The sequence below is a fragment of the Yonghaparkia sp. Soil809 genome, assembly GCF_001429705.1.
GTDB lineage: Bacteria > Actinomycetota > Actinomycetes > Actinomycetales > Microbacteriaceae > Microcella.
In genome coordinates this window covers 1,111,268-1,128,763 of record NZ_LMSV01000001.1, presented here as the reverse complement: position 1 = coordinate 1,128,763, position 17,496 = coordinate 1,111,268, and the positions used below count along the sequence as shown (strand labels likewise).

The window sequence follows — 17,496 nt, the reverse complement described above, 5'->3', positions numbered from 1 at the left end:
CCGTGATCGCGGCGGCGGATGCGCGGTCGCAGCGGGCGCGCCCGCCCCTTCCGGGCATCCGCCCGCGGGGTTAGCGTGGCCTCATGCCGCTCGACCTCGACGCCCTCTACCGCGACCTCCATTCCCACCCCGAGCTGTCGTTCGCCGAGACCCGCACCGCAGGGTCAGCCGCCGCGCGTCTGCGCGAGCTCGGTCTCGACGTGACCGAGGGCGTGGGCCGCACGGGCGTCGTGGGCGTGCTCGCCAACGGCGCCGGGCCGGTCGTGCACCTGCGCGCCGACATGGACGCGCTGCCCGTGACCGAGGCGACGGGCCTCGATTACGCGAGCACGCAGCGAGCCGTCGGGCCCGACGGGGTCGAGGTCGGCGTCATGCACGCGTGCGGCCACGACATGCACGTGACGTGGCTGCTCGGCGCGCTCGAGCGGCTCGTCGCGACGCGCGAGGAGTGGTCGGGCACGGTGGTCGGCGTGTTCCAGCCGGCGGAGGAGACGATCGGCGGGGCGCGCGAGATGGTCGCCGACGGGCTCGTCGACCGGTTCCCGCGCGCCGACGTCGTGCTCGGCCAGCACCTCGCCCCGCTGCCGGCGGGCGTTGCGAGCGTCACGAGCGGCCCCGCGATGGCGGGCGCCGACACCCTCACGATCACGATGCACGGCCGCGGCGGGCACGGATCCCGGCCGCAGTCGACGATCGACCCCGTTCTCGCGGCGGCGTCCGCGGTCGTGCGCCTGCAGTCGATCGTCTCGCGCGAGGTCGCGCCCGGCGCGCTCGCGGTCGTGACTGTCGGGTCGTTGCATGCGGGCACGAAGAGCAACATCATCCCCGCCGAGGCGACGATGGGCGTGAGCGTGCGCTCGGTCGACGCGGATGTCCGCACGACCCTGCTGGACGGCATCCGCCGCATCGTGGAGGCCGAGGCGACCGCGAGCGGCATGACGGAGCCGCCGACCGTGGTCGTCGACGAGACCGTCGCCGCGACCGTCAACGACCCCGAGGCGACCGCGCGCGTTCGCGCCGCGCTCGAGGCGCGGTTCGGCGCGGAGTCGGTCATCGACATCGGCACGCTCACGGGCAGCGAGGACGTCCACGAGCTCGCCACCGCGGCCGGGGCGCCGCTCGTCTACTGGTTCGTCGGCGGCGTCGACCCGGAGGCCTTCGCCCGGGCGGCCGCGGCGGGCCGGGTCGAGCAGGAGATCCCGACGAACCACTCGCCGTTCTTCGCGCCCGTGCTGCACCCGACGATCGAGCACGGCGTCGAGACGCTCGTCGCGGCGACGCTCGAGTGGGTCGGGCGGGGCTAGCTCGCGCGGCGCCGTGGCGGGCTCAGCCCGCGTACGCGCCGACGAGGCGCACGGCGCCCCCGTCGACGCCCTTGGCGCCCTGCTCGAAGCCGGCGAGATCACGGGAGTGCGTCGACACCGCACCTGCCACCCACGACGGGATTCCGCGCGATTCGAGGGCGCGGATGACGGAGCTCGCGGAATCGTGCGCGACGACCGCGAGCATCCCGATGCCCAGATTCCACGTCCCCTCGGTCGATTCGAGGCTGTCGCCCGCGAGGTCGGCGAGCACCCGGAAGACCGTCGGCGGGCTCCATGAGGCGCGGTCGAGCTCGACCCAGCTTCCGACGGGGAGGACGCGCGCGAGGTTCGCGGCGATGCCGCCGCCGGTGACGTGGCTGAGGGCGTGCACGGCGCCGGGGAGCTCGGCGAGCACGTCGAGCAGGGGCGCGGTGTAGAGGCGCGTCGGCTCGAGGAGGGCCTTGCCGACCGAGCCGCCGAGCTCGGCGAGGTCGTCGTGGTAGCCGATGCCCTTCTGGGCGAGGATGTGCCGCACGAGCGAGAAGCCGTTCGAGTGCAGGCCCGAGCTCGCCATCGCGATGACGAGGTCGCCGTTCTGCACGCGCTCCGGGCCGAGGACCTCGTCGGCCTCGACGACGCCGACTGCGGCGCCCGCGACGTCGTAGTCGTCGACGCCCAGCAGGCCCGGGTGCTCGGCGGTCTCGCCACCGACGAGCGCGGTGCCGGTCGCGGTGCAGGCCTCGGCGATGCCGCGCACGATGTCGGCGATACGCTGCGGGTGCACCTTGCCGCACGCGATGTAATCGGTCATGAACAGGGGCTTGGCGCCGACGACGACGATGTCGTCCACGACCATCGCGACGAGGTCCTGCCCGATGGTGTCGTGGATGTCGAGGGCCTGCGCGATCGCGACCTTCGTGCCGACGCCGTCGGTGCTCGTCGCGAGAAGGGGCTTGCGGTAGGCGGTGAGGGCCGAGGCGTCCCACAGGCCCGCGAAGCCGCCGACGCCGCCGAGCACCTGGGGGCCGTGAGTCGCTCCGACGGCGGCCTTCATCAGTTCGACGGCCAGGTCGCCCGCGGCGGTGTCGACCCCTGCCGCCGCGTAGCTCGAAGCGTTGTCATTCACGGACCCAGGCTACCGGCCGCGGCACGCGCGAATGAGCGGGTGTGTCAGACTGGATGCGGCCCGATCGGGCCGTCCCACCACCCCCTTTGGGAGCTCGCTCGCGCATGTGCGGCATCGTCGGAGTCGTCTCGTCCAGCCCCGTCAACCAGCAGGTCTACGACGCGCTGTCACTGCTGCAGCACCGCGGTCAGGATTCCACCGGCATCGCCACGGCCGAGGGCCGCGTGATGCACATCCAGAAGGCGAAGGGCCAGGTGCGCGAGGCGTACCGCACGCGCGACATGCGCTCGCTGCTCGGCACGATGGGCCTCGGCCACGTGCGGTACGCGACTCGCGGCTCGGCCTCGAGCGAGGAGGAGGCGCAGCCGTTCTACGTGAACGCGCCATACGGCATCATCCTCGTCCACAACGGCAACCTCACGAACACGCGCGAGCTCACGCGCGAGCTGCACGAGATCGACCGCCGGCACCTCAACACGAACTCCGACACCGAGCTGCTCGTCAACGTGCTCGCGCACGAGCTGCAGCAGCAGGTCACGGGCGACGACCTCGACCCCGACCAGCTCTTCGCGGCGATCACGCGACTGCACGAGCGCGTCGAGGGCTCGTACGCGGCGATCGCCCTCATCGCCGGCCACGGACTGCTGGCCTTCCGCGACCCGTTCGGCATCCGCCCCCTCGTGCTCGGCCGCCGCTCGACGGGGCTCGTCGGCGACGAGTGGGTGGTCGCGAGCGAGTCGCTCGTGCTCGAGCACGGCGGCTACGAGATCGTGCGCGACCTCGCCCCGGGTGAGGCCGTCTTCATCTCGATGGGCGGCGAGATGGTCTCGCGCCAGTGCGCGGTGAATCCGCGGCTGATCCCGTGCTCGTTCGAGTACGTCTACCTCGCGCGGCCCGACTCGATCATGAACGGCATCTCGGTGTACGAGGCGCGCCTGCGGCTCGGCGACCGCCTCGCGACGACGATCCAGCAGCACGCGCCCGCGGGCGACATCGACGTCGTCATGCCCATCCCCGACTCCTCGCGCCCCGCCGCGATGCAGGTCGCGCAGAGGCTCGGCATCGAGTACCGCGAGGGCTTCTACAAGAACCGCTACGTCGGCCGCACGTTCATCATGCCCGGGCAGGCGGAGCGCAAGAAGAGCGTCAAGCAGAAGCTCAACGCGATGTCGTCCGAGTTCCAGGGCAAGAGCATCCTCATCGTCGACGACTCGATCGTGCGCGGTACGACCTCGAAGGAGATCGTCGAGATGGCGCGCGCCGCGGGGGCCGCGAAGGTCACGTTCACGTCGGCCGCCCCTCCGGTGCGCTACCCGCACGTGTACGGCATCAACATGCCGACCTCGCGCGAGCTCATCGCGCACGGGCGGAGGATTCCGGAGATCGCGCAGGAGCTCAGCGCCGACGCGCTCATCTACCAGGAGGTCGCCGACATGGAGTCGGCGATCCTCGAGGGCAGCGACATCGAGGGCCTGGAGATGAGCTGCTTCACGGGCGAGTACGTCACCGGCACGGTGACGCCCGAGTACCTCGACTGGGTCGAGCGGAACCAGAACAGCTGATCGGCTCGGGCTGACGCTGCGGCGGATGCTCGGCGCGGGTCGCTCTTACTGCTCGAGCTCGCCCTCGACCGGTGCCGGGTCGACGGCCTCGCGCTCGGCCTGCAGCGTGCGGGCGCGCTTGCGCGAGCGGCGGTCGAGCACGATGCCGACGACGGCGCCGAGCAGCACGCCGATCGTGATGCCGTAGACCGAGAAGTAGGCGACGAGCGTCGCGAAGCCGACCTCTTCGTCGGCGGGGAACAGGCTCGTGGCGATGAGCGTGCCGAGGAAGCCGAGGAAGCCGCCGACGACGAGGAACGCGGGGATCTTCGGCGCGCGGCGCACGGTGACCTGCTCGGGCTGGGCCGGGGTGCTGGGCTGGGCCGAGTCGCCGGCCGGCGTGGTGTCGCTCACCCGCTCATTCTCGCGCACGGCAGGTGAGCGCCCGCTCACCACGCGACGGGCAGAAGGTGGGAGATGTCGGACCGCGCACCTGAGGCCTGGATGCGGCCGGCAGCGGTCGCGGTCGCCCAGTCGGTGCTGGTTCTCGGGTCGTCGTCGGCCCCGCCGCCTGCCGCGATCGCGACGAAGGTCTGCGCGTCGAGCTCGACGACATTGGGCGGCGTGCCGCGCGTGTGCCTCGGGCCTTCGACGATCTGAACCGCGCCGAACGGGGGCACCCGCACCTCCACGCTCTTGCCCGGAGCCGCCTCGGCCAGGCACTGCAGCAGATACCGCACGGCGGTCGCGAGCTCATCGCGCGCCGGGGCGGGGGCGCTCGGGTCGGCGACGCGGGCGGCGTAGGCCGCGACCGCGGCCCGCACGGATGCCTGACCGGCGGTCTCGTCGATGCGTGCGCGGGGCATCCCTCGAGGGTACGCGCGCCACCGTCTGCTCGCCGTGACGCTCGCCCCTCTGCGGGTTCGTCGCCCGCAGCTCGCCGCTCGTCGTCCGCGGGCGGCCGCTCGCAGCCCGCAGCCCGCAGCGCGCGAAGCTCGCCGCTCGTCGCCCTGCTCGTCGCGACTTCCGTTGTTGAGGAGTGACGTAATGGCATTTCGACACTCCTCGACAACGGAAGGATGCGCGGACCGCACGCCGCACCCCGCGCGGCGCCGCACCCACGCCGTGCCCGCCGACGTCGTGCCCGCCGGCGTCGTGCCCGCTCGCGCCCGGAACGCGCCCCGCGCCCCGCGAACAGCCGCCCGCACCCCCGAACTGCGCATCTGCGCACGCTGGGTAGGCTGTGCGGGTGAGAATCCTCGTCCTCGGATCGGGCGCGCGCGAGCACGCCATCATCACGGCGCTCCTTCGCGAGAACGCGGGCCACCAGATCACCGCCGCGCCCGGCAACGCGGGCATCGCGCAGGCGGTCGAGACGGTCGCGCTCGACCCGACCAAGGCCTCCGTCGTCGCCGACTACGCCGTCGACAACGACATCGAGCTCGTCGTCATCGGGCCCGAGGCTCCGCTCGTCGCGGGCGTCGCCGACGCGCTGCGCTCGCGCGGCATCGCCACCTTCGGCCCCGGCAAGGCCGCCGCGCAGCTCGAGGGCTCGAAGACCTTCGCGAAGCGCATCATGGACGCCGCGGGCGTTCCGACCGGTCGTGCGGTGCGCGCTGGCACCCTCGCCGAGGCGGATGCCGCGCTCGACGCCATGGGAGCCCCCTACGTCGTCAAGGCCGACGGCCTCGCCGCCGGCAAGGGCGTCATCGTCACCGACGACCGCGACGCCGCGCGCGCCCACGCCGAGCACTACCTGCAGCAGGGCGGCGTGCTCGTCGAAGAGTTCCTCGCCGGCCAGGAGGTCAGCCTCTTCCTGCTGAGCGACGGCCACACCGTCGTGCCGCTGAGCCCCGCGCAGGACTACAAGCGCATCGGCGACGGCGACACCGGCCCGAACACCGGCGGCATGGGCGCCTACTCGCCGCTTCCCTGGGCCCCCGCGGGCTTCGTCGATGAGGTCATCGAGACCATCGCGCAGCCCACCGTGCGCCAGCTCGCCGAGGAAGGCACGCCCTTCATCGGGCTGCTCTACTGCGGCCTCATCGTCACCGATAGGGGCATCCGCGTCATCGAGTTCAACGCCCGCTTCGGCGACCCCGAGACTCAGGTCGTGCTGCCGCGCCTCGTCACTCCGCTCAGCGGCCTGCTCTTCGCCGCCAGCACCGGCCAGCTCGCCGGAGTTCCGCACCCCGAGTTCAGCGACGAGGTCGCCGTGACGGTCGTGCTCGCGAGCGAGGGCTACCCCGAGACCTCGCTCACCGGCCGTCCGCTCAGCGGTCTGGCCGAGGCCGAGCGAGTCGAGGGCGTGCACCTCTGCCACGCCGCGACCGCGCGCACCGACGACGGGTTCCTCGCCACGGGCGGCCGCGTGCTGAGCGTCGTCGCGACCGGAGCCGACTTCTCAGAGGCCCGCGAGCGCGCCTACGAGGCCATCGGCCGCATCGGTCTCGAGGGCGGCCAGTACCGCCGCGACATCGCCGCGCGCGTCGTCGAGGGCTGAGCCGCATGAGCGAGCAGGCCGCCGGGCTCGACGTCGACGCCCAGCAGCTGCCGGGATGGCGGCGCGTCTACTCCGGCAAGGTGCGCGATCTTTACGTCGAGAGCGCAGCATCCGACCTCGCGAGCGCCGACCGCGTGCTCATGGTCGCGAGCGACCGGGTGAGCGCGTTCGACCACGTGCTCGAGCCGGGGATCCCCGGCAAGGGCGCCCTGCTCACGCAGCTCACGCGCTGGTGGTTCGACCGGCTCGGGTTCCCGACGCACCTCGACCCCGGGCAGGAGGTCCCCGCCGAGGTCGCCGACCGCGCCGTCGTCGCCCGCCGCCTCGACATGCACCCCGTCGAGTGCGTCGTGCGCGGGTACCTCTCCGGCTCTGGCTGGGTCGAGTACCAGCAGTCGCAGAGCGTCTGCGGCATCGCCCTGCCCGCCGGGCTCACCGACGGCGATCGCCTGCCCGAGCCGATCTACACGCCCGCGTACAAGGCGCCGCTCGGCGAGCACGACGAGAACGTCACCTTCGAGCGGACCGTCGAGCTCGTGGGCGAGCCGACCGCGACGGCGCTGCGGGATGCGTCGCTCGACCTCTTCCGCCGCGCGAGCGCGATCGCCGAGGAGCGCGGGGTGATCCTCGCCGACACGAAGTTCGAGTTCGGCGACGACCCCGCCACGGGCGTGCTGACCCTCGCCGACGAGGTGCTCACGAGCGACAGCTCGCGCTACTGGGACGCGGAGCTCTACGCCGCGGGCGGCCCCGACCGCCTCGCGAGCTTCGACAAGCAGATCGTGCGCGACTGGCTCGCCGCCCACTGGGACAGGCACGGCACGCCTCCGCGCCTGCCCGACGAGATCGTCGAGCGCACGGCCGCGCGCTACCGCGAGCTCATCGCGCGGCTGACCGGCGCCTGAGCCGACCAGCGACCGGAACCGCCGGGAATCGTGCGCGACAGCCGTCGGTTAGAGCATCCATGACCGCCACCCCGCGCCTCGCCCCCGACACCTCGATGGGAGCGGTGACGCTCGACGTCGCCGACCTCGATCGGCTCACCGCGTACTACCGCGACGGCGTCGGCCTCGAGGTGCTCGCGACCGAGCCCGCGCGCGACGGCGAGCCCGCGATCGTGACCATGGGGCGCACGCGGCGCGACGCCGACGGCGCGACGGCCGCGAGCATCCCCCTCGTGGTTCTTCGGCACAGCCCGACCCTGCGCCACGCGGGGCCTCGGGATGCGGGGCTCTTCCACACGGCGATCCTGTTCGAGACGCAGGCCGCGCTCGCCGCCGCCGTCGCGACCGTCGCCCAGCGGCACCCGGGCACCTTCACCGGCTCGAGCGACCACCTCGTCAGCCAGGCGTTCTACTTCGACGACCCGGAGGGCAACGGCGTCGAGCTGTACTGGGATCGCGACCGCACCGAGTGGAGCTGGACCCACGGCCAGGTCGAGATGTCGACGCTCTACCTCGACCCGAACGCGTTCCTGCAGCAGCACCTCACCGAGCAGGCGCTCGCCGAGCACGCGAGCGCGCCGGCCGTGATCGGGCACGTGCACCTCTCGGTCGGCGACGTCGCCACGGCGAAGCGCTTCTACGTCGACGAGCTCCGCTTCGACCTCACGACGAGCTACGGCGGGCAGGCGATCTTCGTGAGCGCCGGCGGCTACCACCACCACATGGCGATGAACGTGTGGCGCAGTCAGGGCGCGGGCCGTCGCCAGTCGACCCTCGGGCTCGGTCGCGTCGACATCGTGCTGCCGCACGCCGACGAGATCGGCGCCCTCGGCGAGCGCCTCGCCCACTTCGGCCACGAGGTGCGCGATGACGGCCGCACCGTGCACGTCGACGACCCGTGGGGCAACCTCCTGCGGGTCACGGTCGCGCCCGTCGTCTAGGAGAGCGTCGTAGGCTCGGCGCGTGACCGAGACCCGCCCACCCCGCGCGCTGCGGCTGAGCCGCGCGATCGCGGTCGCCCAGGCGCCGGTCATCCTGCGCCAGGGCCGACGGCTGCGGCGCGAGACGCCGCGCCTTCCCGACGCGCCCCTGCCGTGGGAGGGCACGGCCGGCGACGGCGAGCGCCCGCTGCACCTGCTCGTGCTCGGAGACTCGACCGCGGCGGGCGTCGGCGTCGATCACGCCGAGCTCGGGCTCGCCGGGCGGCTCGCCGAGGCCCTCTCCGCCCGCACCGGCCGGCCCGTGCAGTGGCGCGCCCGCGGGCGCAACGGCGCTACGGCCCGCGACGTCGTCCGCCACCACCTCGACGACGCCCTCGATGCCCCCGTCGACGTCCTCTTCCTCACGGTGGGCGCGAACGATGCGCTCGCCCTGCGATCGGCGAGATCCTTCGAACGGGATGTCCGGCGCATCCTCGATCGGACCCGCCGAGCGCACCCGCACGCGGCCGTGCTCATGTCGTCCCTGCCGGCGTTCTTCCGGTTCCGATTGCTGCCCGAACCCCTCCGCCGGACCCTCTACCGCCACTCGCAGGCGCTCGAGTCGGCGGCCCGCGCGGTCGTGACCAGCCGGGAGCGCGCGCACATGTCGCCGCCCCCTCCGCCGTACACGGACGGGTTCTTCGCGAGCGACGACTTCCACCCGAGCGCGCTCGGCTACCGCGACTGGGCCGACTTCGCCGTCGAGGACGCCGCGCTCGCGGGCATGATGGAGCTCCTATGACCTCTTCCGCGCCCTCCGCCCCGGCTCCGGGCGACTCGGTTCCCGCCGGGAGGCTCTTCGTCGACGAGTCGGGGCCGCGCGATGCGGAGTCGATCGTCTTCCTCCACGGCGGCAACGTCTCGGGCTGGATGTGGGGGCCGCAGCGGGACGCGATGCCCGACTACCACCAGCTCGTGCCCGACATGCCGGGCTTCGGGGAGTCCAACGACGTCCCGTGGCGCTCGATGGCCGAGACGGCCGATCGCATCGCGAGCATCATCCGTGAGCGCGGGCACGGGGGCCGCGCGCACATCGTGGGGCTCTCGCTCGGCGGGATCGTCGGGGCGCTCGTCGTCGCGCGCCACCCCGACGTCGTGCGCAGCGCCGTGCTGAGCGGCACCCCGCTCCGCGGGCTGGGCCCGGTCATGTCGTGGTTCTCACGCGTGCAGCTGAAGCTCTGGCAGACCGCCGCCTACTGGACGACGATGGGCCGCGGCTACCACCTCGATTCCGAGGCGCTGACGAAGTTCGTCGAGACCGGCATCGGCATCGACCCGCGCAGTGCGCGTCGCATGGTCGAGCAGACGAACGCGGGCATGCTGAGCGAGATCGACGGCTTCGACGGCAACCCCGTCCCCATCCTCGGCCTCGCGGGCGGCGCGGAGTCGCGCACCGTGACGGGCGCGCTGCGGTTCTTCCTCCGCGCCCCGAACGCCGAGGTGCGCCTCGCCCCCGGCATGCACCACGTGTGGAACATCGAGAACCCGCGGCTCTTCACCGAGACCGTGCGCGCCTGGATCGTCGACGGCCGCGCGCACGAGGAGCTCGAGGCCGTGCCGCCGCACCTCCTCGCGACCCCGCGCCGCGAACGGCGAGACGGCGACGACGGCGGCGCTACGAGCTGACGCGCTCGTCATCCGTGGACGGCACCTCCGCGATCTCGACGCGCTGCACGGGCAGCGCCTGCGCGTGCTCCCGCCGCACGAAGTCGACGATCCGCTCGCGCACGAGCACCTGCAGATCCCACATGTCCGAGCTGTTCGACGCCGACATGAGCAGCCGCACCCGCACGAGCCCGCCCGTCGCGTCGGTCACCTGCACGTTGGAGGCGGCGCCGTTGAACAGCGGCGTCTCGGCGAGGACGCGGTCGAGCTCGACCCGGACATCCTCGATCGGGACCCGCCAGTCGAGATCGAGCGACACGGTGCCCAGGAGGTCGGCCGTCGTGCGCGTCCAGTTCTGGAACGGGGTCGTCGTGAAGTACGTCGACGGCAGGACGAGTCGGCGCTGATCCCACACGCGGACGACGACGTAGGTGAGCGTGATCTCCTCGATGCGGCCGAACTCGCCCTCGACCACGACGACGTCGTCGACGCGGATGGCATCGGAGAAGGCGAGCTGCATGCCGGCGAACACGTTCGCGAGCGTCGACTGCGCCGCGAGCCCGGCGACGACCGAGGCGAGGCCGGCCGAGGCGAGCAGGCTCGTGCCGACCGCCTGCGCGCCGGGGAAGGTCAGGAGGATCGCGCCGATGGTCACGATGCCGACGACGACGAGGGCGAGGCGCTTGAGGATCAGCAGCTGGGTGCGCATGCGCCGCGCGACCCGGTTGTCGGCGACCGTGATGTCGTAGCGGCGCGTCGCCCGCGCGAACAGCAGCGTCACGATCGCGGCGACCGCCCAGCCGCCGGCCGCCAGGGTCGCGATGAGGAAGGCCTGATTGACCGCGGGCCGCCACTCGGGCTCGGGCAGCGTCAGCGCGACGGCGATCCAGACCGCGATGAGGGCGAGCAGGATGCGCACCCTCCTCCGCAGCGATCCGAGCGTCGCGTAGACGCCCGGCCGCCGTCGCGCCACCACGCGCACGATGAGCGCCATCGCGGCGACGAGGACGATGACGACGCCGAGGGCGATGGCCACGGCGATGCCGAGGCCCGTCCAGCTGGTCCAGTCGAGCACATCGACTCCTTCCGATCGGGGATGCGCGGGAGGCGCGCACGGGGCGCTGCGAGGACGCGCACCGCACGCAAAGCCCCCGACCCTACCCGCGGCCCCTGGAAGAACTGCGCGCATGAGCACGGATAGACTGGGGGCATCCACCACTTCGCATCTCGAACGGGAGTCGCCGTGCCCACCATCGTCGTCGAGGTCATGCCCAAGGCTGAGCTGCTCGACCCCGCGGGCAAGGCGGTCGCCGGCGCCCTGCACCGCCTCGGTCACGACCGCATCGGCGACGTCCGCATCGGCAAGCGCTTCGAGCTTCACGTCGACGGCGAGGTCGACGCCGAGCTGCTCGCCGCGGTCGAGAAGGTCGCCGGCGAGATGCTCGCCAACACCGTCATCGAGGACGTCGTGACCGTCGAGGTCCAGGGCGCGAGCGTTCCCGGCGAGACCCACTGATGCGCATCGGCGTCATCACCTTCCCCGGCTCGCTCGACGACCGGGACGCGATGCGGGCGATCCGCCTCGCGGGCGCCGAGCCCGTCGCGCTGTGGCACGGCACGCACGACCTGCAGGGCGTCGACGCCATCGTCCTGCCCGGCGGCTTCAGCTACGGCGACTACCTGCGCTGCGGTGCGATCGCGGCCCGCTCGCCGATCATGGCCGAGGTCATCGATGCGGCGAACGGCGGGATGCCCGTGCTCGGCATCTGCAACGGCTTCCAGATCCTCGTCGAGACCCACCTGCTGCCGGGCGGGCTCATCCGCAACGATCACGGCGACTTCATCCGCCGCGACCAGCGCCTGCGCGTGGAGTCGACCGATTCCGCCTGGACGAGTGGCTTCATCGTCGGCCAGGAGATCACCATCCCGCTCAAGAACGGCGAGGGCGGGTACATCGCCGACGAGTCGACGCTCGACCGCCTCGAGGGCGAGGGCCTCGTCGCCTTCCGCTACCTCGATGTGAACCCCAACGGCTCGCTTCGCGACATCGCGGGCTTGCGCAACGAGCGCGGCAACGTCGTCGGCCTCATGCCGCACCCCGAGCACGCGGTCGAGCCGGGCTTCGGCCCCGACACCCGCGACGCGATGCGCTCGGGCGTCGACGGGCTGACCTTCTTCACGAGCGTGCTCACCGCGACCCTCGCGAGCGCGTGACCCCGAAGCGCCTCTACCGCGTCGTCGCGATCGCCGAGGCGATCACCTGGACGCTCCTGATCGGCGGGCTCGTGCTGCGCGCCGTCGTCGGCGGCGAGACCGGCGACCTCGCCGTGCGGGTCGGCGGGAGCATCCACGGATTCGTTTTCCTCGCCTACGGGGCGACGGCTGTGCTGACCGCGATCAATCAGCGCTGGGGGGTCGGCCTCGGCTTCCTCGCGGTCGTCACCGCGGTCATCCCGTACGCGACGATCCCGTTCGACATCTGGGCGCACCGCGCGGGCCGCCTCGACGGCGACTGGCGTCGCGAGGCGACGGACGACCCGAGGGACGCCGTCTGGTTCGACCGCCTGGTTCGGTGGATGCTCCGCCACCCGTACCTCCTGGGTGCCCTGCTGCTCGCCGCCGTCGTCGTGATCTTCGTCGTGCTGCTGCAGCTCGGCCCGCCCGTACCGAAGGACTAGCGGCCGCGAGGGCCCTCGAATCGGGGGCACGGGGGTCCACTCGAATCGCCCTGGCGCCGCATAGAGTAAGAACAGGATTCACGTTCGTGCTCCGCCCCTTCGTCGATCGAGGCCCCGATGCTGCGTTCCTCCTCTCTTCGCGCGCGGGGGTGCATCCTCGGCGTCGCAGTGACGCTCACCACTGCGAGCCTCGTGGTTGCCGCACCCGCGGCCGCGGTGACCTTCGGTCCGGTGTCCGACCTCGCCGGACTTCAGCAGGCGATCGCCGACGCGAACGCGAACCCGGGCGCCGACGTCATCACGGTCGCACCGACAGCCACGATCGTCGGGGCGGGCGGCGCCGTCACGGTCGACTCGAACCTCGTGATCGACCTCGACGGCGCGACAGTCGACGACCTCCGCGTGTTCGTGGTCGGCGCTGAGCTCACGCTGCAGGACGGCACCTGGACGGCGCTGCCCGACGCGAACGCGACGCTCGTCGCTCCGGGGTTCGGGGTCGGTGCAACAGCCTCCCTCACGCTGCAGAGCATGACCGTGACGGCGACTGGCTCGGAGTGCGACGCCGCGATCGGCGGCTGGTTCACGGCAGCCGGCCAACCTACGCAGTGCAACAGCGGCACGACCGCGGCCTCCGGCGCGATCACCATCGTTGACAGCACTGTCACGGCAACGGGCGGCAGCTTCGGCGCCGGCATCGGCGGCGGATCCCGCGGCGACCAGGGGTCGGTCACGATCACGAGCAGCACCGTGACCGCGACGGGCGGATACGGCGCGGCCGGCATCGGTGGCGGCAAGGATCGACCGGGCGGGAGCGTCGAACTCACCGACAGCACCGTAACGGCGACCGGCGGCATCGGCGGGGCTGCCGGCATCGGCGGCGGCGAGTACAGTGCGGGCGGCTCGGTCGTCATCGATGGTGGAGTCATCATTGCGAACGGTACGAGCCGAGGCGCGGGCATCGGCGGCGGCGGCGAGTTCGGCGTCGGCGGCACGACGACGATCACCGGCGACGCGATCGTCACCGCGACGGGCGCGACTTTCTCGTCGGGCATCGGCGGCAGCTACCAGGGCCGGGGCGGCACGACGAACATCGGCGGCACCGCGGTCGTCACGGCGATCGGCCGCGACGGCGGCCCGGGCATAGGCAGCAGCTACACCTCCGCCGCGAGCGGGCCCACCACGATCACCGACGGCACGCCCACGCTCATCACCGCGTCGATCCAGGGTTCGTTCGCGGTCGCCTCGAGCGCCGCGGTCACGCTCGCCCCCACCGGCACCATGGTGCTCGACGGTGCGTCGAGCAACGCGGGCGCGATCACTGTGAACGCCCCGAGCCAGCTCGAGATCCCCTCGGGCGACACGTTCACGAACGCGCAGGCGATCGCCGGCACGGGCACGCTTCGCGGCGGCGGCACGATCGACAACACGGGCGTCATCTGCGCGAACGTCGGCACCGATCTGATAGTCACGGGCACGGCGTTCCTGCTCGAGTACGCGCTCCCCGGCGGCGGCACCGAGCCGCTCTCGGTCTACGCGACGAGCCTCACCGCTGGATGCCGCGAACTGCTCGACATCTCCACGAGCGAGCAGGTGCTGCTCGGATGGACGATCGGGGTCGACGGCCCCTACCTCACCACCCTCACCGATCTCGAGGCGGAGGTTCCGAGCGGCAGCGCCACGCTGGAGCCGGTGCTCGCGGATGCAGTACTGACGTTCACCCCCGCATCGACGCTGTCGACGGCGGGCGAGACGGTGCAGGTGCAGGCGTTCGGCCCCATGCCGATGAGCATGACACCGAGCACCGACCTCACCGAGTTCCTCCTGCTGGGCGGCGACATCGCGCTCGGTGCCGTGGGCGGCGAGTTCGTCTCGACGACGGCGGGCGAGCAGACCATCACGGGCACGCTCGGGTTCACGACGGAGAGCGGCGAGATCGTGCTGTCGGGATCCTTCACGCACACGACGCTCAGCGCGCCTCTCGACGAGATCGCGCTCGAGGCATCCGCGCTCACCGTCGATCAGGGCCGCTCGGTCACGCTGCAGGTCGATGGTCAGGATGCCTATGGCAACGCGATCGAGATCGATCCGGCCGACGTCGTGGTCACCTCCTCGGTGCCGACCGACGTCATCGACGGCCTCACAGTCACCTTCCCGACGGCGAGCCCCCACGTGCTGACCGTCACGGTCGGCGACGTGAGCGCGCAGGTGACGATCGAGGTCACGCCCGCCGCGGTCATCCCGGTAATCCCGGTCGACCCGGAGGATCCGACCATCCCGGCCGTTCCCGAGCTCTCGGCGACCGGCGGCACCGACGTCACCAGCGGAATCGGCCTCGCCGCCCTGCTGCTAGTGCTCGGCGTCGCGCTCGTCCTGGTTCGCCGCCGGCTCGCCTGACTCCGCTCGACGGCAAGCTCGACCGGGCACCCGCAGGGCCGAGCGTGCTCATCCGCGCGGGTAGGCTGGAGGGCATCCGGCACGCCCTCGACACAGGAGCCCTCGCCACCGTGACCACCCCCACCACGCACGTTCCTGACACCGTCGAGAACGCCATCGCGACGCCCGAGAAGCACCAGCCGTTCGAGGCGCTCGGCCTCAAGGCCGACGAGTACGAGGCCATCAAGCAGCTGCTCGGCCGGCGCCCCACGAGCGGCGAGCTCGCCATGTACTCCGTCATGTGGAGCGAGCACTGCTCGTACAAGTCGAGCAAGGTGCACCTGCGCCAGTTCGGCCAGAAGGTCTCGGATGAGATGAAGACCCACCTCATGGTGGGCATGGGCGAGAACGCCGGCGTCGTCGACATCGGCGAGGGCTGGGCGGTCACGTTCAAGATCGAGAGCCACAACCACCCGAGCTACATCGAGCCGTTCCAGGGCGCCGCGACCGGCGTCGGCGGCATCGTGCGCGACATCATCTCGATGGGCGCGCGCCCGGTGGCGGTCATGGATGCTCTGCGCTTCGGCGCCATCGACCACCCCGACACGGCTCGCGTCGTGCCCGGCGTCGTGAGCGGCATCAGCCACTACGGCAACTGCCTCGGCCTGCCGAACATCGGCGGCGAGACCGTCTTCGACTCGGTCTACCAGGCGAACCCCCTCGTCAACGCGCTCGCCGTCGGCGTGCTGCGCCACGAGGACCTGCACCTCGCCAACGCTCGCGGCGTGGGCAACAAGGTCGTGCTGTTCGGCGCCCGCACGGGCGGCGACGGCATCGGCGGGGCGAGCATTCTCGCGAGCGACACGTTCAGCGAGGGCGGCCCGACCAAGCGCCCCGCGGTGCAGGTCGGCGACCCGTTCGCCGAGAAGGTGCTCATCGAGTGCTGCCTCGAGCTGTATCGCGGCGACCTCGTCGAGGGCATCCAGGATCTCGGCGCAGCCGGCATCTCGTGCGCGACCTCCGAGCTCGCGAGCAACGGCGACGGCGGCATGGTCATCGACCTCGACGCCGTGCTGCTGCGCGACCCGTCGCTCACGGCGGAGGAGATCCTCATGTCGGAGAGCCAGGAGCGCATGATGGCGATCGTCGAGCCGTCGAAGCTCGACGCGTTCCTCGCCGTGACCGCCAAGTGGGATGTCGAGACGAGCGTGCTCGGCGAGGTCACCGACACCGGGCGCCTCGTCATCCACTGGCAGGGCGAGACGATCGTCGACGTCGACCCGACCACCGTCGCCGTCGACGGCCCCGTCTACAACCGGCCGTACCACCGGCCCGCATGGCTGGATGCTCTGCAGGCCGACAGCGCCGCGAAACTCGCTCGGCCCGCCGACGACGCCGAGCTGCGCGCGCAGGCGCTGCAGGTGCTGGGCGGCCCCAACCTCGCCGACACGGCCTGGATCACCAACCAGTACGACTACTACGTCATGGGCAACACGGCGCTCGCGACGCCGGACGACGCCGGCATGATCCGCGTCGACGAGGAGAGCGGACTCGGTGTCGCCCTCGCGACCGACGCGAACGGCCGCTACTGCCAGCTCGACCCCTACGTCGGCGCGCAGCTCGCGCTCGCCGAGGCGTACCGCAACGTGGCGACCTCGGGGGCCACTCCGCTCGCCGTCTCGGACTGCCTCAACTTCGGCAGCCCCGAGAACCCCGAGGTGATGTGGCAGTTCGAGCGGGCCGTCACGGGTCTCGCCGACGCGTGCCTCGAGCTGGGCATCCCGGTGACCGGCGGCAACGTGTCGTTCTACAACCAGACCGGCGACGTGCCCATCCACCCGACGCCCGTCGTCGCGGTCATGGGCGTCATCGACCACGTCGACCGCCGCCTTCCCTCGGGCTGGCAGGACGAGGGCGAGAACCTCTACCTCATGGGCATCACGCGCGACGAGCTCGACGGCTCGGTGTGGGCCGACGTCGTGCACGGCCACCTCGGCGGACTGCCCCCGCAGCTCGACCTCGCGGCCGAGAAGAACCTCGCCGGGCTGATGTCGGCCGCGGCCGAGGAGGGGCTCGTCACCTCGGCGCACGACCTCTCGGAGGGCGGCCTGCTCGCGACGCTGGCCGAAGGTGTCCTGCGCTTCGGCGTCGGCGCACGCGTCTGGCTCACCGAGCTCATGGAGCGCGATGGGGTGGATGCTCTCGCCGCACTTCTGTCGGAGTCGCAGGCCCGCGTGCTCGTGTCGGTGGCCCGTGAGGACGACGTGAAGTTCCGCGGCCTCTGCGAGGGGCGCGACGTGCCCGTGCTGCGCATCGGCGTGACGGATGCCGAGGTCGACGGCCTCGAGATCCAGGACCGCTTCACGCTCACGCACGCCGAGCTGCGCCACGCGCACCGGTCGACGCTGCCCGAGCGGTTCGGCGCGGTCGTCGGGGGCTAGG

Annotated in this window: 16 protein-coding genes; 12 read left to right on the top strand and 4 right to left on the bottom strand. The window is 72.2% G+C overall.

What is annotated here, in order from left to right:
* Positions 1-83 precede the first annotated feature (83 nt).
* Positions 84-1,304: an amidohydrolase gene (locus ASG83_RS05490; protein ID WP_055857917.1), complete on the top strand. Its 1,221-nt coding sequence runs from the start codon at positions 84-86 to the stop codon at positions 1,302-1,304.
* A gap of 22 nt (positions 1,305-1,326) precedes the next feature.
* On the opposite strand, the gene purM is transcribed toward ASG83_RS05490, so the two are convergent.
* The gene (gene purM / locus ASG83_RS05485; RefSeq protein ID WP_055857915.1) at positions 1,327-2,430 is read right to left on the bottom strand and encodes a phosphoribosylformylglycinamidine cyclo-ligase; all 1,104 of its coding nucleotides are present in this window, start codon (positions 2,428-2,430) and stop codon (positions 1,327-1,329) included.
* Between the two features lie 104 nt (positions 2,431-2,534).
* Here purM and purF point away from each other — a divergent pair, with 104 nt between their 5' ends.
* Positions 2,535-3,992 (top strand): amidophosphoribosyltransferase, encoded by a 1,458-nt coding sequence (gene purF, locus ASG83_RS05480; protein ID WP_055857913.1) that lies wholly within the window; start codon positions 2,535-2,537, stop codon positions 3,990-3,992.
* A gap of 45 nt (positions 3,993-4,037) precedes the next feature.
* Here purF and ASG83_RS05475 read toward each other — a convergent pair whose 3' ends face one another.
* Both ASG83_RS05475 and ASG83_RS05470 read right to left on the bottom strand, forming a co-directional pair.
* Positions 4,038-4,385 carry a hypothetical protein gene (locus ASG83_RS05475; RefSeq protein WP_055857912.1) on the bottom strand — a complete coding sequence of 116 codons (348 nt, stop codon included), beginning with the start codon at positions 4,383-4,385 and terminating at the stop codon, positions 4,038-4,040.
* A gap of 35 nt (positions 4,386-4,420) precedes the next feature.
* On the bottom strand, positions 4,421-4,837 hold the full coding sequence (locus ASG83_RS05470) for a sterol carrier family protein (RefSeq protein WP_055857911.1): 417 nt from the start codon (positions 4,835-4,837) through the stop codon (positions 4,421-4,423).
* 383 nt (positions 4,838-5,220) lie between these two features.
* Between ASG83_RS05470 and purD the strand changes: the two genes are divergently transcribed.
* Genes purD through ASG83_RS05445 form a run of 5 tightly spaced genes read left to right on the top strand, consistent with a single transcriptional unit; the run spans position 5,221 to position 10,024 of the window.
* Positions 5,221-6,474 (top strand): phosphoribosylamine--glycine ligase, encoded by a 1,254-nt coding sequence (gene purD / locus ASG83_RS05465; protein WP_055857909.1) that lies wholly within the window; start codon positions 5,221-5,223, stop codon positions 6,472-6,474.
* Between the two features lie 5 nt (positions 6,475-6,479).
* On the top strand, positions 6,480-7,379 hold the full coding sequence (locus ASG83_RS05460; protein ID WP_055857907.1) for a phosphoribosylaminoimidazolesuccinocarboxamide synthase: 900 nt from the start codon (positions 6,480-6,482) through the stop codon (positions 7,377-7,379).
* A gap of 59 nt (positions 7,380-7,438) precedes the next feature.
* The gene (locus ASG83_RS05455) at positions 7,439-8,359 is read left to right on the top strand and encodes a VOC family protein (RefSeq protein ID WP_055857905.1); all 921 of its coding nucleotides are present in this window, start codon (positions 7,439-7,441) and stop codon (positions 8,357-8,359) included.
* A gap of 22 nt (positions 8,360-8,381) precedes the next feature.
* Positions 8,382-9,140 (top strand): SGNH/GDSL hydrolase family protein, encoded by a 759-nt coding sequence (locus ASG83_RS05450; RefSeq protein ID WP_055857903.1) that lies wholly within the window; start codon positions 8,382-8,384, stop codon positions 9,138-9,140.
* Positions 9,137-10,024 carry an alpha/beta fold hydrolase gene (locus tag ASG83_RS05445; protein ID WP_055857901.1) on the top strand — a complete coding sequence of 296 codons (888 nt, stop codon included), beginning with the start codon at positions 9,137-9,139 and terminating at the stop codon, positions 10,022-10,024. The genes ASG83_RS05450 and ASG83_RS05445 overlap by 4 nt, the downstream gene beginning before the upstream one ends.
* On the opposite strand, the gene ASG83_RS05440 is transcribed toward ASG83_RS05445, so the two are convergent.
* Entirely contained in the window at positions 10,014-11,078 is a 1,065-nt protein-coding gene (locus tag ASG83_RS05440) for a mechanosensitive ion channel family protein (RefSeq protein WP_055857900.1), read from the bottom strand. The two genes, ASG83_RS05445 and ASG83_RS05440, sit on opposite strands and share 11 nt — an antisense overlap.
* A gap of 168 nt (positions 11,079-11,246) precedes the next feature.
* On the opposite strand from ASG83_RS05440, the gene purS reads away from it, so the two are divergent.
* The 5 genes from purS (at position 11,247) to purL (ending at position 17,495) form a co-directional block, all read left to right on the top strand.
* Positions 11,247-11,519 (top strand): phosphoribosylformylglycinamidine synthase subunit PurS, encoded by a 273-nt coding sequence (gene purS, locus ASG83_RS05435; RefSeq protein WP_055857898.1) that lies wholly within the window; start codon positions 11,247-11,249, stop codon positions 11,517-11,519.
* The gene (gene purQ / locus ASG83_RS05430; protein ID WP_055857896.1) at positions 11,519-12,217 is read left to right on the top strand and encodes a phosphoribosylformylglycinamidine synthase subunit PurQ; all 699 of its coding nucleotides are present in this window, start codon (positions 11,519-11,521) and stop codon (positions 12,215-12,217) included. Before purS ends, purQ begins: the two co-directional genes overlap by 1 nt.
* Positions 12,214-12,681, top strand: a complete 468-nt coding sequence (locus tag ASG83_RS05425; RefSeq protein ID WP_055857895.1) for a DUF3817 domain-containing protein — start codon at positions 12,214-12,216, stop codon at positions 12,679-12,681. The genes purQ and ASG83_RS05425 overlap by 4 nt, the downstream gene beginning before the upstream one ends.
* Before the next feature lie 168 nt (positions 12,682-12,849).
* A complete protein-coding gene (locus ASG83_RS05420; RefSeq protein ID WP_055857894.1) occupies positions 12,850-15,075 on the top strand; it encodes a hypothetical protein in 2,226 nt (741 codons plus the stop codon).
* A gap of 110 nt (positions 15,076-15,185) precedes the next feature.
* Positions 15,186-17,495 (top strand): phosphoribosylformylglycinamidine synthase subunit PurL, encoded by a 2,310-nt coding sequence (purL, locus tag ASG83_RS05415; RefSeq protein WP_055857892.1) that lies wholly within the window; start codon positions 15,186-15,188, stop codon positions 17,493-17,495.
* Position 17,496 lies beyond the last annotated feature (1 nt).